Origin of the sequence: Nostoc sp. WHI (assembly GCF_015714725.1) — a bacterium.
Lineage (GTDB): Bacteria > Cyanobacteriota > Cyanobacteriia > Cyanobacteriales > Nostocaceae > Nostoc.
Genome location: NZ_WBKM01000330.1, coordinates 1 through 16778, shown reverse-complemented (window position 1 = coordinate 16778; position 16778 = coordinate 1). Strand labels below are relative to the sequence as shown.

20 protein-coding genes and 2 pseudogenes are annotated in these 16778 nt (G+C 45.6%); 17 read left to right on the top strand and 5 right to left on the bottom strand.

What is annotated here, in order from left to right; all coding sequences use genetic code 11:
* Positions 1 to 38: 38 nt before the first annotated feature.
* Positions 39 to 1262 carry an FG-GAP repeat domain-containing protein gene (locus F8S12_RS33635; protein WP_196520599.1) on the bottom strand — a complete coding sequence of 408 codons (1224 nt, stop codon included), beginning with the start codon at positions 1260 to 1262 and terminating at the stop codon, positions 39 to 41.
* Between the two features lie 493 nt (positions 1263 to 1755).
* Between F8S12_RS33635 and F8S12_RS33630 the strand changes: the two are divergent.
* Positions 1756 to 2337, top strand: a pseudogene (locus F8S12_RS33630) (IS66 family transposase); the annotation flags it as partial.
* Between the two features lie 85 nt (positions 2338 to 2422).
* On the opposite strand, the gene F8S12_RS33625 reads toward F8S12_RS33630, so the two are convergent.
* On the bottom strand, positions 2423 to 3754 hold the full coding sequence (locus F8S12_RS33625; RefSeq protein WP_196520598.1) for a hypothetical protein: 1332 nt from the start codon (positions 3752 to 3754) through the stop codon (positions 2423 to 2425).
* Between F8S12_RS33625 and F8S12_RS33620 the strand changes: the two genes are divergently transcribed.
* The 10 genes from F8S12_RS33620 to F8S12_RS33575 all read left to right on the top strand — a co-directional run bounded on the left by F8S12_RS33620 (position 3737) and on the right by F8S12_RS33575 (position 12730).
* Positions 3737 to 4279 carry a hypothetical protein gene (locus F8S12_RS33620; RefSeq protein ID WP_196520597.1) on the top strand — a complete coding sequence of 181 codons (543 nt, stop codon included), beginning with the start codon at positions 3737 to 3739 and terminating at the stop codon, positions 4277 to 4279. The genes F8S12_RS33625 and F8S12_RS33620 overlap by 18 nt on opposite strands.
* A 24-nt stretch (positions 4280 to 4303) precedes the next feature.
* Positions 4304 to 4963 (top strand): hypothetical protein, encoded by a 660-nt coding sequence (locus tag F8S12_RS33615; protein ID WP_196520596.1) that lies wholly within the window; start codon positions 4304 to 4306, stop codon positions 4961 to 4963.
* A 117-nt stretch (positions 4964 to 5080) separates the two neighbouring features.
* On the top strand, positions 5081 to 5896 hold the full coding sequence (locus F8S12_RS33610; protein ID WP_196520595.1) for a phage tail sheath family protein: 816 nt from the start codon (positions 5081 to 5083) through the stop codon (positions 5894 to 5896).
* A 10-nt stretch (positions 5897 to 5906) separates the two neighbouring features.
* Positions 5907 to 6419 carry a phage tail protein gene (locus tag F8S12_RS33605; protein WP_196520594.1) on the top strand — a complete coding sequence of 171 codons (513 nt, stop codon included), beginning with the start codon at positions 5907 to 5909 and terminating at the stop codon, positions 6417 to 6419.
* A gap of 5 nt (positions 6420 to 6424) precedes the next feature.
* Complete coding sequence (locus F8S12_RS33600) at positions 6425 to 7222, top strand: T4 family baseplate hub assembly chaperone (RefSeq protein WP_196520593.1); 798 nt, start codon at positions 6425 to 6427, stop codon at positions 7220 to 7222.
* Positions 7219 to 8163, top strand: coding sequence for a hypothetical protein (locus F8S12_RS33595; RefSeq protein ID WP_196520592.1), 945 nt, complete (start codon positions 7219 to 7221; stop codon positions 8161 to 8163). The genes F8S12_RS33600 and F8S12_RS33595 overlap by 4 nt, the downstream gene beginning before the upstream one ends.
* A gap of 12 nt (positions 8164 to 8175) precedes the next feature.
* Positions 8176 to 9384 carry a DUF4255 domain-containing protein gene (locus F8S12_RS33590; protein ID WP_196520591.1) on the top strand — a complete coding sequence of 403 codons (1209 nt, stop codon included), beginning with the start codon at positions 8176 to 8178 and terminating at the stop codon, positions 9382 to 9384.
* The gene (locus tag F8S12_RS33585; protein WP_196520590.1) at positions 9381 to 11258 is read left to right on the top strand and encodes an ATP-binding protein; all 1878 of its coding nucleotides are present in this window, start codon (positions 9381 to 9383) and stop codon (positions 11256 to 11258) included. The genes F8S12_RS33590 and F8S12_RS33585 overlap by 4 nt, the downstream gene beginning before the upstream one ends.
* Positions 11236 to 11463, top strand: coding sequence for a hypothetical protein (locus F8S12_RS33580; protein WP_196520589.1), 228 nt, complete (start codon positions 11236 to 11238; stop codon positions 11461 to 11463). Before F8S12_RS33585 ends, F8S12_RS33580 begins: the two co-directional genes overlap by 23 nt.
* A gap of 4 nt (positions 11464 to 11467) precedes the next feature.
* Positions 11468 to 12730, top strand: a complete 1263-nt coding sequence (locus tag F8S12_RS33575) for an eCIS core domain-containing protein (protein ID WP_196520588.1) — start codon at positions 11468 to 11470, stop codon at positions 12728 to 12730.
* Between the two features lie 223 nt (positions 12731 to 12953).
* Here F8S12_RS33575 and F8S12_RS33570 read toward each other — a convergent pair whose 3' ends face one another.
* On the bottom strand, positions 12954 to 13382 hold the full coding sequence (locus F8S12_RS33570) for an HNH endonuclease (protein WP_196520587.1): 429 nt from the start codon (positions 13380 to 13382) through the stop codon (positions 12954 to 12956).
* Positions 13379 to 13738 carry a hypothetical protein gene (locus F8S12_RS33565; RefSeq protein ID WP_230968452.1) on the bottom strand — a complete coding sequence of 120 codons (360 nt, stop codon included), beginning with the start codon at positions 13736 to 13738 and terminating at the stop codon, positions 13379 to 13381. The genes F8S12_RS33570 and F8S12_RS33565 overlap by 4 nt, the downstream gene beginning before the upstream one ends.
* A gap of 53 nt (positions 13739 to 13791) precedes the next feature.
* On the opposite strand from F8S12_RS33565, the gene F8S12_RS33560 reads away from it, so the two are divergent.
* From F8S12_RS33560 to F8S12_RS33535, 6 genes are all read left to right on the top strand, one after another.
* Positions 13792 to 14019, top strand: a complete 228-nt coding sequence (locus F8S12_RS33560; RefSeq protein WP_196520586.1) for a hypothetical protein — start codon at positions 13792 to 13794, stop codon at positions 14017 to 14019.
* Positions 14020 to 14110: 91 nt separating this feature from the next.
* Positions 14111 to 14317 (top strand): hypothetical protein, encoded by a 207-nt coding sequence (locus F8S12_RS33555; RefSeq protein WP_196520585.1) that lies wholly within the window; start codon positions 14111 to 14113, stop codon positions 14315 to 14317.
* A gap of 2 nt (positions 14318 to 14319) precedes the next feature.
* On the top strand, positions 14320 to 14835 hold the full coding sequence (locus F8S12_RS33550) for a hypothetical protein (RefSeq protein ID WP_196520584.1): 516 nt from the start codon (positions 14320 to 14322) through the stop codon (positions 14833 to 14835).
* Between the two features lie 10 nt (positions 14836 to 14845).
* The gene (locus F8S12_RS33545; protein WP_196520583.1) at positions 14846 to 15121 is read left to right on the top strand and encodes a hypothetical protein; all 276 of its coding nucleotides are present in this window, start codon (positions 14846 to 14848) and stop codon (positions 15119 to 15121) included.
* 4 nt (positions 15122 to 15125) lie between these two features.
* Positions 15126 to 16097, top strand: coding sequence for a hypothetical protein (locus F8S12_RS33540; RefSeq protein WP_196520582.1), 972 nt, complete (start codon positions 15126 to 15128; stop codon positions 16095 to 16097).
* 140 nt (positions 16098 to 16237) lie between these two features.
* Positions 16238 to 16426, top strand: a complete 189-nt coding sequence (locus F8S12_RS33535) for a phage baseplate assembly protein V (protein ID WP_196520581.1) — start codon at positions 16238 to 16240, stop codon at positions 16424 to 16426.
* Here the strand turns inward: F8S12_RS33535 and F8S12_RS33530 are convergent.
* Positions 16423 to 16778 (bottom strand): annotated as a pseudogene (locus F8S12_RS33530) (IS4 family transposase); the annotation flags it as partial. The gene F8S12_RS33535 and the pseudogene F8S12_RS33530 sit on opposite strands and share 4 nt — an antisense overlap.

Sequence of the window (16778 nt, the reverse complement as noted above, 5' to 3'; positions counted from 1 at the left end):
CCCAATGCCCAATGCCCAATGCCCAATGCCCCTACATTTTAGAATGTATACCACTCTGGGGTAAGCTTATCTGCTTCGCTGATGGGAGTCTCAACTGCTGTTGTCTCATTTATAGTCCAAATGGTGTCTGCACCTGCTGTCTGATCGCGCCAGTAGATGTCGGTCTTACCATCGCCGTTAAAGTCGCCCAGGGATGGTGTCAATGATGCGTTATTAGTTGGTAAGAAAGCTTCAGTAGCAACTGTTGTACCATCCATCAACCAAGCGGTGTTCGCACCTGTGGTTCCATTGTGCCAGAAGATGTCGGTCTTGCCATCGCCGTTGAAATCACCAATTTTAGAAGTCCAGGCTGAGTCAAGTGTCCCCAAAGCACCCTCTGTAACTAAGATGCCTCTCATTGTCCAAATCTTATTTTCACCTGTTTGAGTATTTCTCCACAGCAAGTCAGTGCTTAAATCGCCGTTGAAATCGCCAACGGTAGAAGTCCAGGCTGCATCTTGTGATTGGAGCGCAAATTCACTCTTTTGCGTACCATCCATAAACCAAACGCTGTTGTCGCCTGTTGTCTGATTGCGCCAGAAGATATCGCTCTTGCCATTGCCGTCGAAATCAACAATGGTTGGAGTCCATGCTGGGTCTGTATTATCTAGAACAGTTGCACTGACAACTGTTGTGTCTTGAACCAACCAAATAGCGTTCTCGCCGGTTTGATTATTATGCCAGAAGATATCGGTTTTGCGATCGCCGTCGAAATCGCCAATTTTAGAAGTCCAGGCTCCGTCAACGCTGGTTAAAGAAGCCGCATTAGCAACTCTTGTGCCATCCATTAGCACGATACTATTCTCACCAGTCACTTGATTACGCAAATGAAAGTCTGTCTTGCCATCATTGTTAAAATCGGCAATGTTGTAAGTCCAGGAATTTAGGTCAAATTGACCCAGGGAACCCTGTTCAATAACACTTGTCCCATCCATCAGGCGAACAATAATCTCACCAGTTTGGCTATTGACCCAAAGTTTGTCCGTTTTACCATCACCGTTGAAGTCAGGAACAATCGCCGCACTGGTTAAGTAAGGATTAGGATTGGGATTTGCTGACACCACCGCAGATTGTTGTGGTTCTGAGGAACTCTTACTCGTCAGCAGCAAACTAGAATTTAGAGTATTTAAACTATCAAGAGGAGATGCTAAAGCTTGTATTTTTTGGGAAGTTTCTACCCATTGGGTATTCAAAGAACTTGAAGTATTTTGAGTTCCAAACATGGTGTGTTTTTATGATTAGTTGTCATCTTTTTTTAACTTTCTTTGGCAATCTCTTTCTGTAACCAAATAACATTTACCAGGGTTTCCATATTTCTTTATAACTATTTTTTCTTTGTTAATGTCATTCTTTGAAGACAAATATTCTGGTTTTGGACTTTAGGCAAAAAACTTCTGTTCGTGTAAATTTTACGCGAACAGAACGAATGATTAATCTTGTTTATAGTGTGTAATACGGAAGCTAATTCAATTGCAGAGTTATCTTTAAGTCCTTTGTTTTCTAGTAAGGATTCAGGTGGCAGAGTATTGACAAAGGGAACACTTGAGGGAGAATATCACAAATATGAACCAAAACCTGCCTCAAAAATTAGACCCAGAAAGCTTGAACCAGTTGCCGAAAGAAAAACTGGTAGAGATAATTATTGAGCAGAGCAAGGTAATACGTGAGTTACAAAAAATCATTTTTGAACTACAGCAAGAAATAGAGCGTTTAAAAGTCAGCAGTGACGATTTTAGTGTTTACAATGGCTATCAAGTTGTTGCCCAACAGAAATGTTTAGCTCATCTACGCCGTCACTTCAAAAAACTAATTATACTTCCAGGTCTTCACAACCAAGCTATTGGCAAAGCGTTTGTTGATTTAATTGATGAAGCATTTACAAATTACGCCCAATGGTTCGAGACTCTTGACTCCACCAGTTATAACGATTGGGTCAATCAATTCAAATCCAAGTTGCAACAAACGCTCAATCAGTGGATTGACTTAGCCGGAGCAAAAGCCGGAAACCTTTTACGTTCTTTACGGGATAAAGCGAGCCAATGGTGGTATTTCCTTGACTACCCTGAAGTTCCTCCTGATAACAATCAGGCCGAACGTTCGCTGCGTTTGGCTGTGACAAAACGTAAGGTTAGTGGTGGCTCCCGTTCAATGGACAGGTTTAAACACACTGCCCATCTGTTGACGGTGGTGCAAACCTGCCGTCGTCAAAGTCGGTCTGTGATTGATTTTTTTGCACAAGCACTGCTGGCTAATTCCAATAATTATTTGTCTGTCCCATCCTTGCTTCCTAAATATTAGACCTGAATCCTTACCGATTTTTAAATTTCATACTCGAATTCAGCAATTCCTCAAACGAGTATTGTGCCATTGTCAACCGTCAGAATTACTCAATGACCGTATTCAGAAATTTCCAAGTATTCATGGGAGGCGAAACAGTAGAGCTACCAGTATTAATATTGAAACGATCTGGCAAAGATGGTTCACCTTGAAATACGTTACCTGTAATTGCGATCGCTGCGATCGCTCTTATTTCTTGATCAAGTGAAATTACCAAACTCCGCTTATCTTTAGCGCTCTCATTGAGAATCACATTGCCAGTAACCGTGCAGCGTTCGACATTATCAATCAAGACTGTATAATTTTCTATAGCATTTCCAAGATTAGAAATCAAGTCTTTCCCTCTGCGGATTTTATTAGCAGTCAGGATAACACTGCTAGTTATGGGGCGATCGCGATTTTGTGTGTTTAAACGCTTAATTACTAAGCCTGGCCCAGAAAGTGCCATAGATTCCTCTACAATCCCTGCATCAATGTCATTAGACAAAACATGGAGTGAGAGTGATAAGCGATCGATTCCTGCTATATTCTCAAACTTTCCTCCTGCTATATTCTCAAACTTTACAGGGTACTCCTGGGCAAGTTTACTCACATCAAAAAAGGATGGTAGCGGAAATGAAATACCCAATATAGCTGTCTGTAGATTAGTTCTTAAGATTTCTCCGAGTTCGATGGGTGTTAGCCAAAAGCCAGAGATACACTCGATAACTGTATTATTCTCTATCCGCACTAACCCAGTATCAGCGAGAATTAATATGGCAGTAGTCAAGCCAGTAAAGCGGTTGTCACGAATGATACCGTCTTGCAACAGCGATAGTACGATATTAAGTTTATTAACTGCATTTTTACGAGGAATTAAAGCAGGAGCCAACAAATAACCAATGAGGAATCGCTGTTCATTTTGCCCGGTTTTCTGTTCTAAAAGCAGATATTCCTCATCTCGAAGAAATCGATTTTCGAGCAGTTTCAGCCCCCAACACTCACTACCAGCAAAAATGCCGACTGCAAAGAGGTTGACATCTTTCTCAACAGCAAAACGAAACAGGCAATTTTGTACTGTAAGCAATGCACTGTGCAATGGACGAATGCCAATTGACACTCTTAAATTCTTCTGAAAATCTTCACCAAATCCCTCACCCTCTGAAAAGGGTGTTAATTTACCACCAACTCCCATAAAAGGGCTAATCGGCAGCTGAAATCTTAAGTTGCGAAGGGTTACACTATCAGCGCGATTTAATACGATCAACCCATGTAAAAACTTACTTTCATTACCGGGTTCTGCCTGGAGTTCAGCACCATCATGGCAGCCTTCTAAAGTGAGGTTAGAGTGCTGTGATCTTAGTTGTAGAGATTGGGGTAATTGATAAATACCTGGCATCAGACAGATTGTAACGCGATCGCGGTTGGTAAATCGATATCTTCATTCATCAAAAAAGTTTTAGGGACAGAGACGATTATTGCCAGCAGTCCCGGTTTAGTTCGTGCCAAAGATAGCGACACACCCACACAACCGACAAACCAACAAAGCTATACCTTTGCAGGCGGAAAAGTAGATACTAAATCTCATGTAGACATTAAAGGCACTTCCCCAGGGCCTACTGCATTCACAGTAGAAGCTTGGAAAGAACGCTCAGAGGGCGATAATATCACCATCAAGATATCTGAAGTTGATGCGATCGCCAAAACCTTTACACTCATTGCTGAATTCAAACCGCAACTTATAACGGGCATTAAACTTACAGAATTGCCCGATAAACTCGCTGGATCTGGCCTTGTCATTACAGTAGCCAAACCCGATAGTGGTGGTTACGCCATTCCTGCCCCTGGAACAGTCATCCTCGGCGGTGGTGCAGATACCAAAGCTGCATCATCTGCCAGAGCGATCGCTCTGGCAAACTCTTAAAATTAGCATCTGGAGAATAGAACTATGCCGGTTACACCGACTTACCCAGGCATTTACATAGAAGAGTTGCCGAGTAATGCCCGCACAATTACAGCAGCCCCGACTTCTATCGCGGTCTTTGTTGGCTACACCCATCCGTTTAAAACCAAACCGGAAAATTTCAACAAGGCCATTCAAATCTTCAATTTTACTGAATATGAGCGGGAGTTTGGTGGGCTGTATACCAGTAGTGTGATCAGAAATGATGTTGCTTATGCTATCAATGAGTTCTTTTTGAATGGGGGTTCGGTTGCCTATGTCGTTGGTCTAAATGCACAATATCGAGATGACAATGGTGCAGTCATCGCTTCTGGTAGCGTAACTTTGCCAAATGGCATCTCAATAATTGTTCCACCATCTGCCACGATTGGTGCAGGTTTAACTGGTATTGTGTTTACAGCACTAGAACCAACAGACCAAACATCTTTGCAGGTGACTCTAAGACCCAGTACTAGTAATAGCAGTGCTGATATCGTTATCTCTTATGGTTCACGGGTAGAAACCTATCGGGGAGTGACACTTGATGCCAATGATGCCAATTTTATCGAGAAACGCCTTGGTACAATAGCAGAACCTATTTCATCTTTAGTCACCGTTGCCCCCGCATCGGGTGATTATGAACTCACATTTACTGCCGCAAATTAGACTCCTTTAGTTAGTGCACCACCCTCCGATTTTGTCACGACTTTTAGCGCAGCTGATTTTGTTGGTATTTTCCAGCAGGATTCGTCCCTCGATAAAGTCCCGATTTTCAATCTGCTGGTGATTCCCGGTATTGCAGACAGTGGTATTTGGAGTACAGCCCTAGCATTTTGTGAACGCAAGCAGGCATTTGCAATTCTAGATCCACAGGAAAATGCTGGTGCTGATCCTAGTAGTTCTCCACGACCGATGATAGCTGACTTGATAGACAGGGTACCTAAAAGTCAAAACGGCGCTATCTATTTTCCCTATTTGCTTTCCAACGATCCTCTAACTGGTCGGACAATTCCGCGCCCCCCAAGTGGGTTTGTAGCTGGGATTTATGCCCGAACAGACCTCAACCGAGGAGTTTGGAAAGCCCCTGCTGGTTTAGAAACTACGATTTCAAATACTACAGGTGTGGTGGAGTGGGGACGAATGACTGATGCGCGGCAAGGTATTCTTAACCTCAAGGGGATTAACTGTGTGAGAGCATTTCCGGGAATTGGGTCTGTAGTTTACGGTGCACGGACACTGGTTTCTGAAAATCCGGCCTTTCAGCAATGGAAATATGTCCCAGTCCGGCGGATAACATTGTTTATTGAGCAAACGCTGATTCGGAACTTGGGTTGGGTCGTGTTTGAGCCAAATGATCAACCTCTGTGGGCGGCAATTCGCAGCAGCATTGAGGGATTCATGTTGTCAGTGTTCACTCAAGGAGCATTTCAAGGATCTACCCCAAGTCTTGCATTCCAGGTGAAGTGTGACAAATCCACCACCACCCAACAGGATATTGATAACGGCGTTGTCAACATTATTGTGGCATTTGCGCCGCTCAAACCAACAGAATTTGTAATTATCAAAATCGCACAGCTTGCCGGTCAAGTGCAGTCATAGGAGAAACCTCATGGGAAAACCTTTTTCTGTCAACATTAATCGCTTTGATCCCTATAAGACTTTTCGCTTTTTGATCTATTTTGGAACGTCCACCACACCGGTCGCAGCTATGAGTAAAGCGACTGCCCTAAAGCGGTCTTCTGATGTGATCGAATATAAAGAAGCGGGAAATATGATCATTCGCAAGGGATTGGGACGGACTAAATACGAGCCAATTACTCTAGAACGAGGACTGACCCATGACAATGACTTTGAACAGTGGGCAAATGCGGCTCAGGTTCTTGACACAGGTGCGCCTGGGCAATCCCTTAAAGAATTGCGGCGGGATATTGCCATAATTCTCCAAAATGAACAGGGACAGGCTGTATACCGCTATAAAGTCTATCGCTGTTGGGTGTCCGAATATCAGGCATTGCCAGACTTGGATGCAGGAGCTAATGCGATCGCCATTGAGCATATCAAGTTAGAAAACGAAGGCTGGGAAAGGGATAAGAATGTGACTGAACCTAATCAGGCAGGATAAGTCAAATGGGGTGGAATAACCAGGTGTTTTACCTTGCAGTGAGTGGATTGGCAGTGAACCTCCGACAACTGACGGGGAGTGAGGATCTTTTGTTGTTAGAAGCACCCAGCCTAGATACTCGATTGGCATTAACCCTGTTAACTAAGATTGCTCAAGTTGCTGATGGTAGTGAGGTGGCTTGGGACACCCTCTCGATCACAGACTTGGATATCTTGTTGCTAAGAACTCGGCAGGCAGTTTTTGGCGATCGCTTGCGGGCTGATGTAACTTGCCCTGGAAGAACTTGTGGCGCACCGATTGAGGTTTATTTTCAAGTGAGTGAGTATCTGGCCAATTACTTGCCTGGTAAAGTCCGGGGTACAGAAGCGACTGAGGAATCGGGATGGTTGCGGTTTCGAGACATCCCAGTTTCCTTTCGCTTGCCTACGGGAGCAGATCAGATAGCGATCGCTTATCACTCCCACCCAGAACGGGAACTGATGCAACGATGCATCCGACCGGCTGATATTCCCGCAAAACAACTTAGGCGAGTTGAGAAGGCAATGGAGACACTAGCACCAAATCTCGCCCAAAATCTCCAGGGTAAATGCTCCGAATGTGGGGCAATCGTCGAAATTTACTTTGACCCCCAGCAGTTTACATTGCGAGAACTCCGCAATCAGTCCGCTTTTATTTATGAGGAGATACACCTGCTAGCAATGTATTACCTAATGGTCAGAGACAGCTATTTTGGCGCTACCGCGTCAGCGACGGATGCAATACGTCCAGAAGCTGCGACAAACCAGGAGGTCAGCGTAAGATGAAGCAGGTTTCTTACTTGAGCCAGATTGCAAACCGTGCTCGTGCCAGGAGCGATCGCCCCTCTGCTGATCAACTGATGCTGAATCCACCCCGGTTGCTGTTTCGGCAAGGGGAAGGAAATCAGACTGGGGATTGGGGAGATGAAACACCTTTGAGCGATCAAGTACTAGAGTCTCCTTTGTCCCAGTTACCCACATCTGATATGGTCAGCGTTCAACCTGTACCACCACAGACTGAGGCTGGTAGAAACTCAGTGATCACATCTGATGTTGTCAGCGTCCAACCTACACCACTACAGACTGAGGCTGTTACAAACTTGGCGATCTCTGCCACCGATGCAGGAACTCAGCTACTCACATCTAATGTTGCCATATCAAGTTCAGATAATCATTTATCATTAAAATCTATCGGTGTCCCGGCATCCGCGCGTCCCGGTGTCAATAAGTCTGCAACCGGATATGATATCAATCCGCAACCTGTACTACAAGGGCAGTCCCAGCCACAGGCTGAGGCTGGTACAACAAGCCAGATCGGTTTGGAAAGTGCGGCGATCGCTTCCCCAACTTTATCTTTGATGTCCAGTCCAGGCGATAGGTGCGAAGCAATTGCAGATCCCAGTTTGTTACCCCTGACGACAATCCTCAAACCTGGTGTCCACCGAGCTTCTGCCGCCATGACTCAAGCAGCCAACCTGCCTGGAGAACCATTGCAAACTACCTTAGAACCTAGTCGTCTAATCGAATTTACTCAAGCACCAGGAATTGCCGAGTCAGCACCGCCCCAGCAGCCGACGGTTCATATTGGGGCGATCGAAATTCAAATTTCACCCCCGGCAGTAACTTTGCCGACTCCAACGGCAAAAACAGTAACCCGTGCAGCACCACCTGCTACTGGATCTCTTTCGCGGGGATTCACATCAACTTTTGGTCTTTGCCAGGGATAGAAGGAGGATAAAATGGCGATCGGGGTACTCAATCTCTGGGATATTACAGACGAACTGATTCAACTTTTAAACTCTCATAAAGGGGGTGCAAACTTTACCGTCACGGATCGGTCTCCAGATGAGATTCGTAACCTACTGGAGGATACATACTTGAGCCTTTATCTGTTCCATGTTTCCCCCGATAAATTCCACCGCAACACTTTGCCCATCGCTTCGGGAAATATTGGAGAACGGACAAACCGTGCCTTCTTAACTCCTCATCAGCCCCTCAGTCTCAATCTCCATTATTTACTTACCGCCTATGCCAAAGGCGTGGATGCTTCCCGAAATGAACAGCAAGCAATGACGGCTGCCTTGAAATGCTTTCATGAACAGCCAATAGTCACTGCAACCATACCCGATGACAATCATCCAGTGGAATTTACTCTCACTCTAGAACCGGAAACAGCCGATGAAGTGGGACGCTTATGGCAGGCAATCACCGCTTCACTTCGGTTGTCCGCCATTTACAAAGTTAGTGTGGTGTTGATTGAACCACCATCACCCCTTCCTGCTTTTGCGAAAAAACCAGACACAATCAACCTGGCAGTTAGTCCCACTTCCCTACCCTTTGCCAGTACCGGACAGGTAATCAGCACTTATATCAGAGTTAATTATATTGCCCCTGAAAATAAACTCCAGAGTTATGAATTGATTCCAGCTGTTGTCGCGCCCGGACAATCCTTTACATTGCACGGGGCAGGATTGAATCAAAGCAGTTCCGATCGCCTTTATTTGTTATTTCCTAATGGCACAGAAGAAGATATCACACCCTGGATATTGGAAGCGAATGAATTGCGATTATTGGTAAACCTGCCGCTAACGAGCATTCTCCCAGCAGGTGTTTATCAAGTGCGAGTTGGTAACGCTGTGGCGATCGCTAACCCAGGTGCAATTCGCTCAAACGCCACACCATTCAGCATTGCCGCCTTGGTTGACTCCACAGAAGAGCCGATTCTCACCCCTGCTAACAGTACCTACACTCTCAACGGCCAGGGCTTTAGTCCAGGGACAGTAGAAGTTCTCTTAGAAACAGTACCTCTAACACTAGAACAATTTACAGTTAACAATACCGCAATCAATTTTCAATTACCTGATAACTTACCGAATGGCGTTTATGGGGTGCGGGTGCGAGTGAATCAGGTGGAATCTCATCCAGCCAAGTGGGTGGTTAAATCATGATTACAGCCCAAACTAACAATGGACTTCAAAGGAAAGACCAGGCGTGGATCATGCGGATTCGACTGCGGGCGCAACGCCGAATTTTATGGATGCGATCGCACTATGCTGAGGAATCCTCGGAATTTCTCGGCAACTCGGTGATTACCGACAATGAAATCAATCGAATTTTAGCAGATCCTCTGGTGCTGGCTACCGCAGAGATGAGCTTTTATCAACACGATGAACTCGCCCCCCTCACCGAGCAAATTCACCTGGCGGACGATTTAGCCGCTCATAATCCCGCATGGCAACGATTGCAGCAGGCGTTTGGATTATCGGCAGCAGAACAGGATTTATTGTCTTTGGCGATCGCTCTAGAAGTCGATCCATCGCTACGGCGGGTCTATGGTTATCTCCACGATGATGCTACCATGACCTATCCCACCCTCTGGTTAGGATCAATGCTGTTTCAGTGGGCATCGCCAACTAGACTGGAACCAGAATCAGGACTGGTACGCTGGCGGTTAGCATATCCGGTGGCAGGTTATGATCAGCCGTGGTCAATTACTGCCCCGTGGGTGGCAGATCCGGCGATCGTTTCTTGGTTTCTTCAGGGCGACTGCATCGATCCGGCGCTGGGAATATCTGTACAATGGCTGCCTGCCTCTGTTAGCACCGACACCTGTCTCTATCCTGATCAATTAAGTGCCATTCAAATCTTTGTGAAAGCAATGAATCAGTGGCAAGTCGATGGGGATGGAAAACCGTGGCTTCCTGTGCCATTGGAAATCGAGTTAGTGGGTGCGTCTGGTGCTGGGAAAAAAACCCTGGTTAGGCAAGTTTGTGCAGCCCTGAATTTGGATTTAATTGCCGTCGATGCCAGTATGTTACTGGGGGCGGATGTAGGGCGATCGCTTGCTTTGGAACGATTGATGCGGGTAGTGCGACTAGCTGGCTTAAGTGGCGCAGTACTCTACTGGCACAGGCTGGAGGAGGTAAATTTAAAGCTTTGGCAGTCCAGCCAAGTCTACTGTAGTTTGACCTTTTTTGGTGTGACAACTTCCTTAGAACCTAATGAAAATCGTGCCATTCGCCGAGCGTTTCATTTACCCAAGTTAACCCGCACTCAAAGAGCGCAACTGTGGCAACGGTTGACAAATCAGAACTTAGTCCCCGATGCAATTATTAATTGGGTGCTGACTCCGGCGGAAATACACAAAGCTACCCAAGTGTCAATAGTTGGAACAGAAGCAGTAACAGCTGTGTGTCGGCAGATGTTACATCAACAAGTGGGGGAATTATTTACACCCTTGGGTTGTCCCTACACTTGGGCAGATTTGATACTACCGCCAGCAGTGCGCCAGCATTTACTGGAACTAGAGGAACAAGCCCAATTACGCTGGCAAGTATATGAGGAGTGGGGATTTGGGCGATTATGTCCGATGGGGCAGGGAATTACTGCTTTGTTTGCCGGGCCGAGTGGGACGGGCAAAACGATGGCGGCGCAGGTGTTGGCGCGATCGCTCGGCATGGAACTTTACCGCGTCGATTTAGCGGGAGTGATTAACAAATACATCGGCGAAACCGAGAAGCGATTAAAACAAGTGTTTGATGCCTGTGAACGGGCGAATGTGTTGCTGTTTTTTGATGAAGCAGACGCATTGTTTGGACAGCGAACCCAAGTGAAAGATGCCCACGATCGCTTTGCCAACATTGAGATTGACTATTTGCTGCAACGGATGGAGCAGTTTGATGGAATTGCCGTTTTAGCAACCAATCGTAAATCAGGCATTTTTGCGGCGGATTCGCTTCATAGTGGATTTTGTGCAGCCGAGTTCGGTGGAGCGATCGCAGTTATGGCGATTGGCACTATTGGAGTATACGCCACAGGGTGAACCGTTATTAGAGGGGATTGACTGGGAATTTTTAGCAAATAAGTTGAACATGACAGGAGCAGATATTAAAGCAGCAACCTTAAGTGCAGCATTTTTAGCGCGGACTCAAGGAACGCGGATTACAATGCGGCATGTGTTACAGGCAGCGCGGCGAGAGATGGCAAAGCATGGGGTAGTAATTCGTTTAGGGGAATGGGAGGTTTAGGCAAATGTTAAACGCACCAGTGAATGACAAGAAGATGAAACCGAAAACAAGCCATTCTGAGGTTGAGCAGGAACCGGAACGGTTGAAAGGTTTTTCGGGATGGGGCGATCGGCAGGGGCAGAATGATCGTCTAGCAGCCATGCAACAAGCCTATGGGAATCAGGCAGCACTGCGGATGATCAATGGGGGTGTATTGCAGCGTAAATGTGCCTGTGGTAATACTGCTGGATCTTCAGGAAGCTGTGCAGAGTGCCAGAGTAAGCGGGAGGGGATTTTACAAACCAAATTGAGAGTAAGTGAACCGGGCGATCGCTACGAGCAAGAAGCCGACCGTGTTGCTGATGAGGTAATGCGAATGCCAGAGCCGACAATTCAACGTCAGGTTGAATCAGAAAAAGAGGGAATTGTTCAGAGAAAGGCGATCGCTCAGCAAAATACCTCTGAGATGCCGTCAATCGTGTATGAAGTGTTGAATTCCCCTGGTCATCCCCTCGATCCAGAAACTCGCGCCTTCGTAGAACCACGTTTTGGGCAAGACTTCAGTCACGTGCGTGTATATACTGATGCAGAAGCTGCACAGTCTGCACAGGCAGTGAATGCAAAAGCTTACACAATGAAGCGAGATATTGTGTTTGGGGCAGGGCAGTATGCGCCAAGAACAGCAGATGGGAAAAGACTACTTGCACATGAGTTGACGCATGTTGTCCAGCAGGGCGCGGCAGTCGATCGGCAAGGCCAGGACAGGAAAGATGCTAGCCTAAGAGTCCAATCTACCCCAATGGTTTCGCAGGGTATAGGTCAACACAATGGACAAGGAAGCCAACCCTCTGTTATCCACAACGATGTTTTTCCCAGTGTCAGTGGACTTACCCCGCAGCCGTCTGCCACAGCCTTGATTCAGCGCGAGCCATATCGCACTCTTATTAGGGATTGTAATGATGTCGGCTGTAGCGAACTGCCCAATTTCGTAAATTGTGAATCGTGTTGCCACAGCGTCGAAACTGATGACGATTGTCTGAATATCTGTCTGAGTAAGTGTAACTCAAAATGGCCAAACACCAAGCAAATCGGACTTGCCGCAGGAGGTGTTTTGGGCGGTATTGCTGGCGCTATCTTGGGTGGTGGGGCTGGGACATTGGCGCTGCCTGTTGGGGGAACCTTCGTAGGCGGTGCGGAGGGCGCGGTATTAGGGGCTGGAGCAGGGGCGGCTCTAGGCGGAGCTATCGGACTCAGCATCGGAAACATATACGACTGGTTGACAAAGTAGGGCGATCGCTCTCCAAGTCGCCCCTGAACAGCTTATAGCAATAGCGATCGCCCTTCCCTGCTAGTACGTTAATACACTAAACCCAACAAAATTTATTATTGACGATGGAAAGCAAAAAATCATGGTTCAAATCCTACCAGCCAAAGCGATCGCTTTACAAAAACTAAGCAACTGCGATCGCCTAACCTTACAACACTTCAGACTTTCGCAGAGCATTAAGCTGTTACTCCAATTTAGGCGGATGCTCTCCCATCTTGACCCACATCTGGCGGACGCGAGTTACTTGCGGACGATTCATTTTCAAAGCCGCAATGGTTCCTCGACCGATGGGTGTGAGTCCAATGATTTCTGTACCATCCTCACTCCACCCAAAATGGTCTATCCAAATTTGAAAATAGGGATGAAACAGGGAAACGATTTCTTCAGTCAGCGGATCGGTAGCCGTCTGACTCTGGGCTTTGTAACGATTACACGATGGGCAGGACAAACAAAGATTTTCCAAAACTGTTTCGCCGCCAGCCGATCGCGGCATGATATGCTCAAATTCAAAGGTTGTCACAGTCAAGGTTTCAGCCGTGCGGCAGTAGGCACAACAATTGCTAAAGCGATCGCGCACCTGCCGTTGCAATTTGACCGGAATATAGGCACTCACGAGGCTTGGGTCAGTTTTTCTAGAGATTGCAAGGTATATCTAGCCCGGGTTTTTAGCAACGTCAAATGGTCAGTCTGGGCTAACAGACGATCCAGTTCAGCCAATTCCTCGTCGCTAAGTTGGCTTTCAGCATTGCGAGCCAGTAATCCATCCAATCGAGCCTGGGCAGCAGGAGCCAGCATACTTTCGGCAAGTGCCAGTAACTCTGCCTGGCCTAACCCAATCAGGCACTCTGTATCCACACTTGATACCTGGGTTAACCGATTATATGTCTCTAAATCCAACAGGACACCAACCCGCTCTCCCTGTTCGTTAGTGATATAACGCGCCTGCTCAGACATTATGCTCTCTGCCATTCGTGTCCAACTCATTGAGTCTAACAAAATTAAATCTATGGAAAAAGCCGAAGATGCCAGAACTTAAAATCGATCGCCTAACCTTAAAACTATCTGGAATTTCAGAACTTGAGGGACAACGACTAGCAAAACTAATTACGGAAGGACTTGCCAACAGCAATATTTCTAGCCAAGCCGCAGATATCCCCAACCTAAAAGTAAATATTCCCTCCCGTCCCAATGCCAGCGTAGATTGGTTAGCCGAACAAATCGTAGCGGACATATTGCGGCAATTAAATTAAACCCGGGCTTAAATTTCCTGTGAGGTAACGATGGTACAAACAACGTGAATTTATTCTCAATCTAACGCGAGTATGAAGTTAAAGGAGGCTTATGGCTGGGAAATTTATCAAAGGTGCATTAGTAGAATTCATGCCCACGTTTCTGATCCCACTGCCGAATGTGATTATTTTTCAATACAACCCAGAAACCATGACTCATTCTTGGACACAGGCTGAGTTAGTGGGTTCTCAAAGAAATGCTAAAAGTAATCCTTTAGCAGTTAAGGGTGTACCAGGGGAATCATTTTTTTTACTATAGCGATGGATGCTAAAGATGCGATCGCTGAAGGCAATCCTGTATCCCAAGAGGTGGCTAAATTAAGCGGTGTTTACTCTCGGTTAGCAGCCTTAGAAATGCTGCAATTCCCCACAGGTGCTTTTGATAGCGCAGGTTTAGTTGGTTCTGTATCTGTGTCCGTGGGTGCTGGGGGTATTTCCGCTAGTGCATCTGTTAGCACTACCGGAGTAAAGCGCGATGTTCCACAATCGCAAGTTCCCACAGTGTTATTTGTCTGGGGGCCTGGGCGAATTTTACCTGTCCGCGTCACAAACCTGAGCATTACTGAAAAGCTTTATGATGCTTTTCTCAATCCCACCCATGCGGAAGCCACAATTGGTTTAGAAGTTTTAACCCTAGAAAAACTGCAATGTGTCAGCGGCCCCCTGAAAGAAATTGCTAAGGGTGCTTACACCTATTCTCAAGGGTTGCGTCAAGCGCTAGCACTAGCTAACCTCGCTAACTCTGCGGATTCAATTATCGGTATGTTACCCATCTAAGGAGGTTTTTATGTTTTTTGCTGGCAGTCGCTACGAAAACGCAGGTACTTATAATGTCACCACAGCTAATGGTAAAACCGTCACGGTGACAAAAATTCCCCTAGCAACAAGAAAACCCCTATTAGGTTATCACCGTCGCTTAGAAGGACAGCGTTTGGATTTGATAGCTTCCTATTATTTAAAAGATGCTAATGCTTTCTGGCAATTGTGCGATGCTAATAACGCTGTAGTCCCGGATGCTTTAGCTAGTCACGATTTAATCGGTATTCCACCCAAGGGGCGCTAAAGTCATGGCTAGTACGTTCCAACTACTGCTAAATGGTACGCCAGTAGATGAAGATTTTTATAATAATATTACTTCTTTGGAAGTAGAAGAAAATATTGATTTACCGGGAGCAATTCAGCTGATTTTACCTGTTACAAATACCGAAGATGGCGAGTTAACTTTTGTGAATGACGATCGCCTCCAACCTTTTGCCAATTTAGCAGTAGTGGCAACCTATGAAAATCAACCAGATGAGTGTATTTTTGATGGCTATATTCTCGCTCACAAACTCCATTTAGAAACAGGAACAACCAACGCTAATTTACAAGTTTGGGGACAAGATGCTTCTTGGTTAATGAACTTAGAAGAAAAAGTCCGGGAATGGGTTGATATTACAGATGCTAGCGTTGCTAATACTATTTTTAATGAATATGGGATCACACCTTCACCAGATAACACTGAAGATGATTCCCCCTCGCACACAGAAGATGGTTACACCTTAATGCAACGAGCTTCTGACATTCAATTTATTCGCAATTTGGCACGACGGAACGGGAAATTATGCCGTGTTGCTTGTAGAAATAAACCAGGACAGCGTATAGGTTATTTTACCAAACCCAAACTAGATAGTGATTCTGTCGTTACTTTAACTCTCAATGATCCAGAAGCTTGGAATGTTAATATTCTTGATTTTGATTGGGATGTGACGCGGCCGAGTGTAGTTAAAACTAGTCAGGCTTTATTTAATGACAATAATGAAGATGGAATAACTGTTGATACTAATGATTCTGGTTTGGCGTTACTTGATAAACGAGGATTAGCTGACTTTGCAGGTAAACAGATGAAAGTGCTGTTAACTACGGCTGTAGATAATGCTTTGGAATTATCATTACGCGCTCAATCTCTGCTACGTGAGGCGAGTTGGTTTGTCCGTTGTCAAGGTGAAGCAGATGTATCAAGACTTAACACAGTTCTCAGGGTGGGTACGGTGGTGTAAATTGCAGGTGTGGGCAGTCTTAACTCTGGTAAATATTACGTTTGGAGTGTGCGCCACACTATTACCACTGATAGTCACAAAATGATGTTTGTTTTAGTGCGAAATGCTGTTGGAGCAAAGCCGTCTGGAGGTATTGGATTATGAATGAGCAGGCAATATTGGAAGTGATAGAGCGGGTTCGTAACCGCTTCTACGGCAAATACCGGGGGACGGTGACAGATGTTGATGTTGACACTTTACGCATCAAGGCAAAAGTTCCTTCTGTGCTGGGAGAACAACCAACAGGTTGGTGTATGCCTTGTGTCTTACGGGGGGACAAAAAGGGCTAGAATGCAGATAAAATAAGCCTCATAGCCCTTTCTCCTTGTTGATAATACTTTCGCTTATTAGGAGCTAATGTCATTAACTCCGCCACCAGTTCGTAAGAATTTTCCATAAAATTGACCCAGTTAGCTCCATATAATCCAATATAAAAACTGCTATGACGGCGAACTGTCCGCCCCGATTCTTTAATTCGACCGACATATTTTTGAACACCCATACGTTTAATTTCTTGACCAGATATAGTTGCAGATGTATAGGCAAGCGAGATTAATAAAATTAGAGAAATTAACCGTTTTCCTGATGCCTTAGTATCTTCTAAGTTATAACCACCGCTCTTAAAATCTCTAAACATCTCCT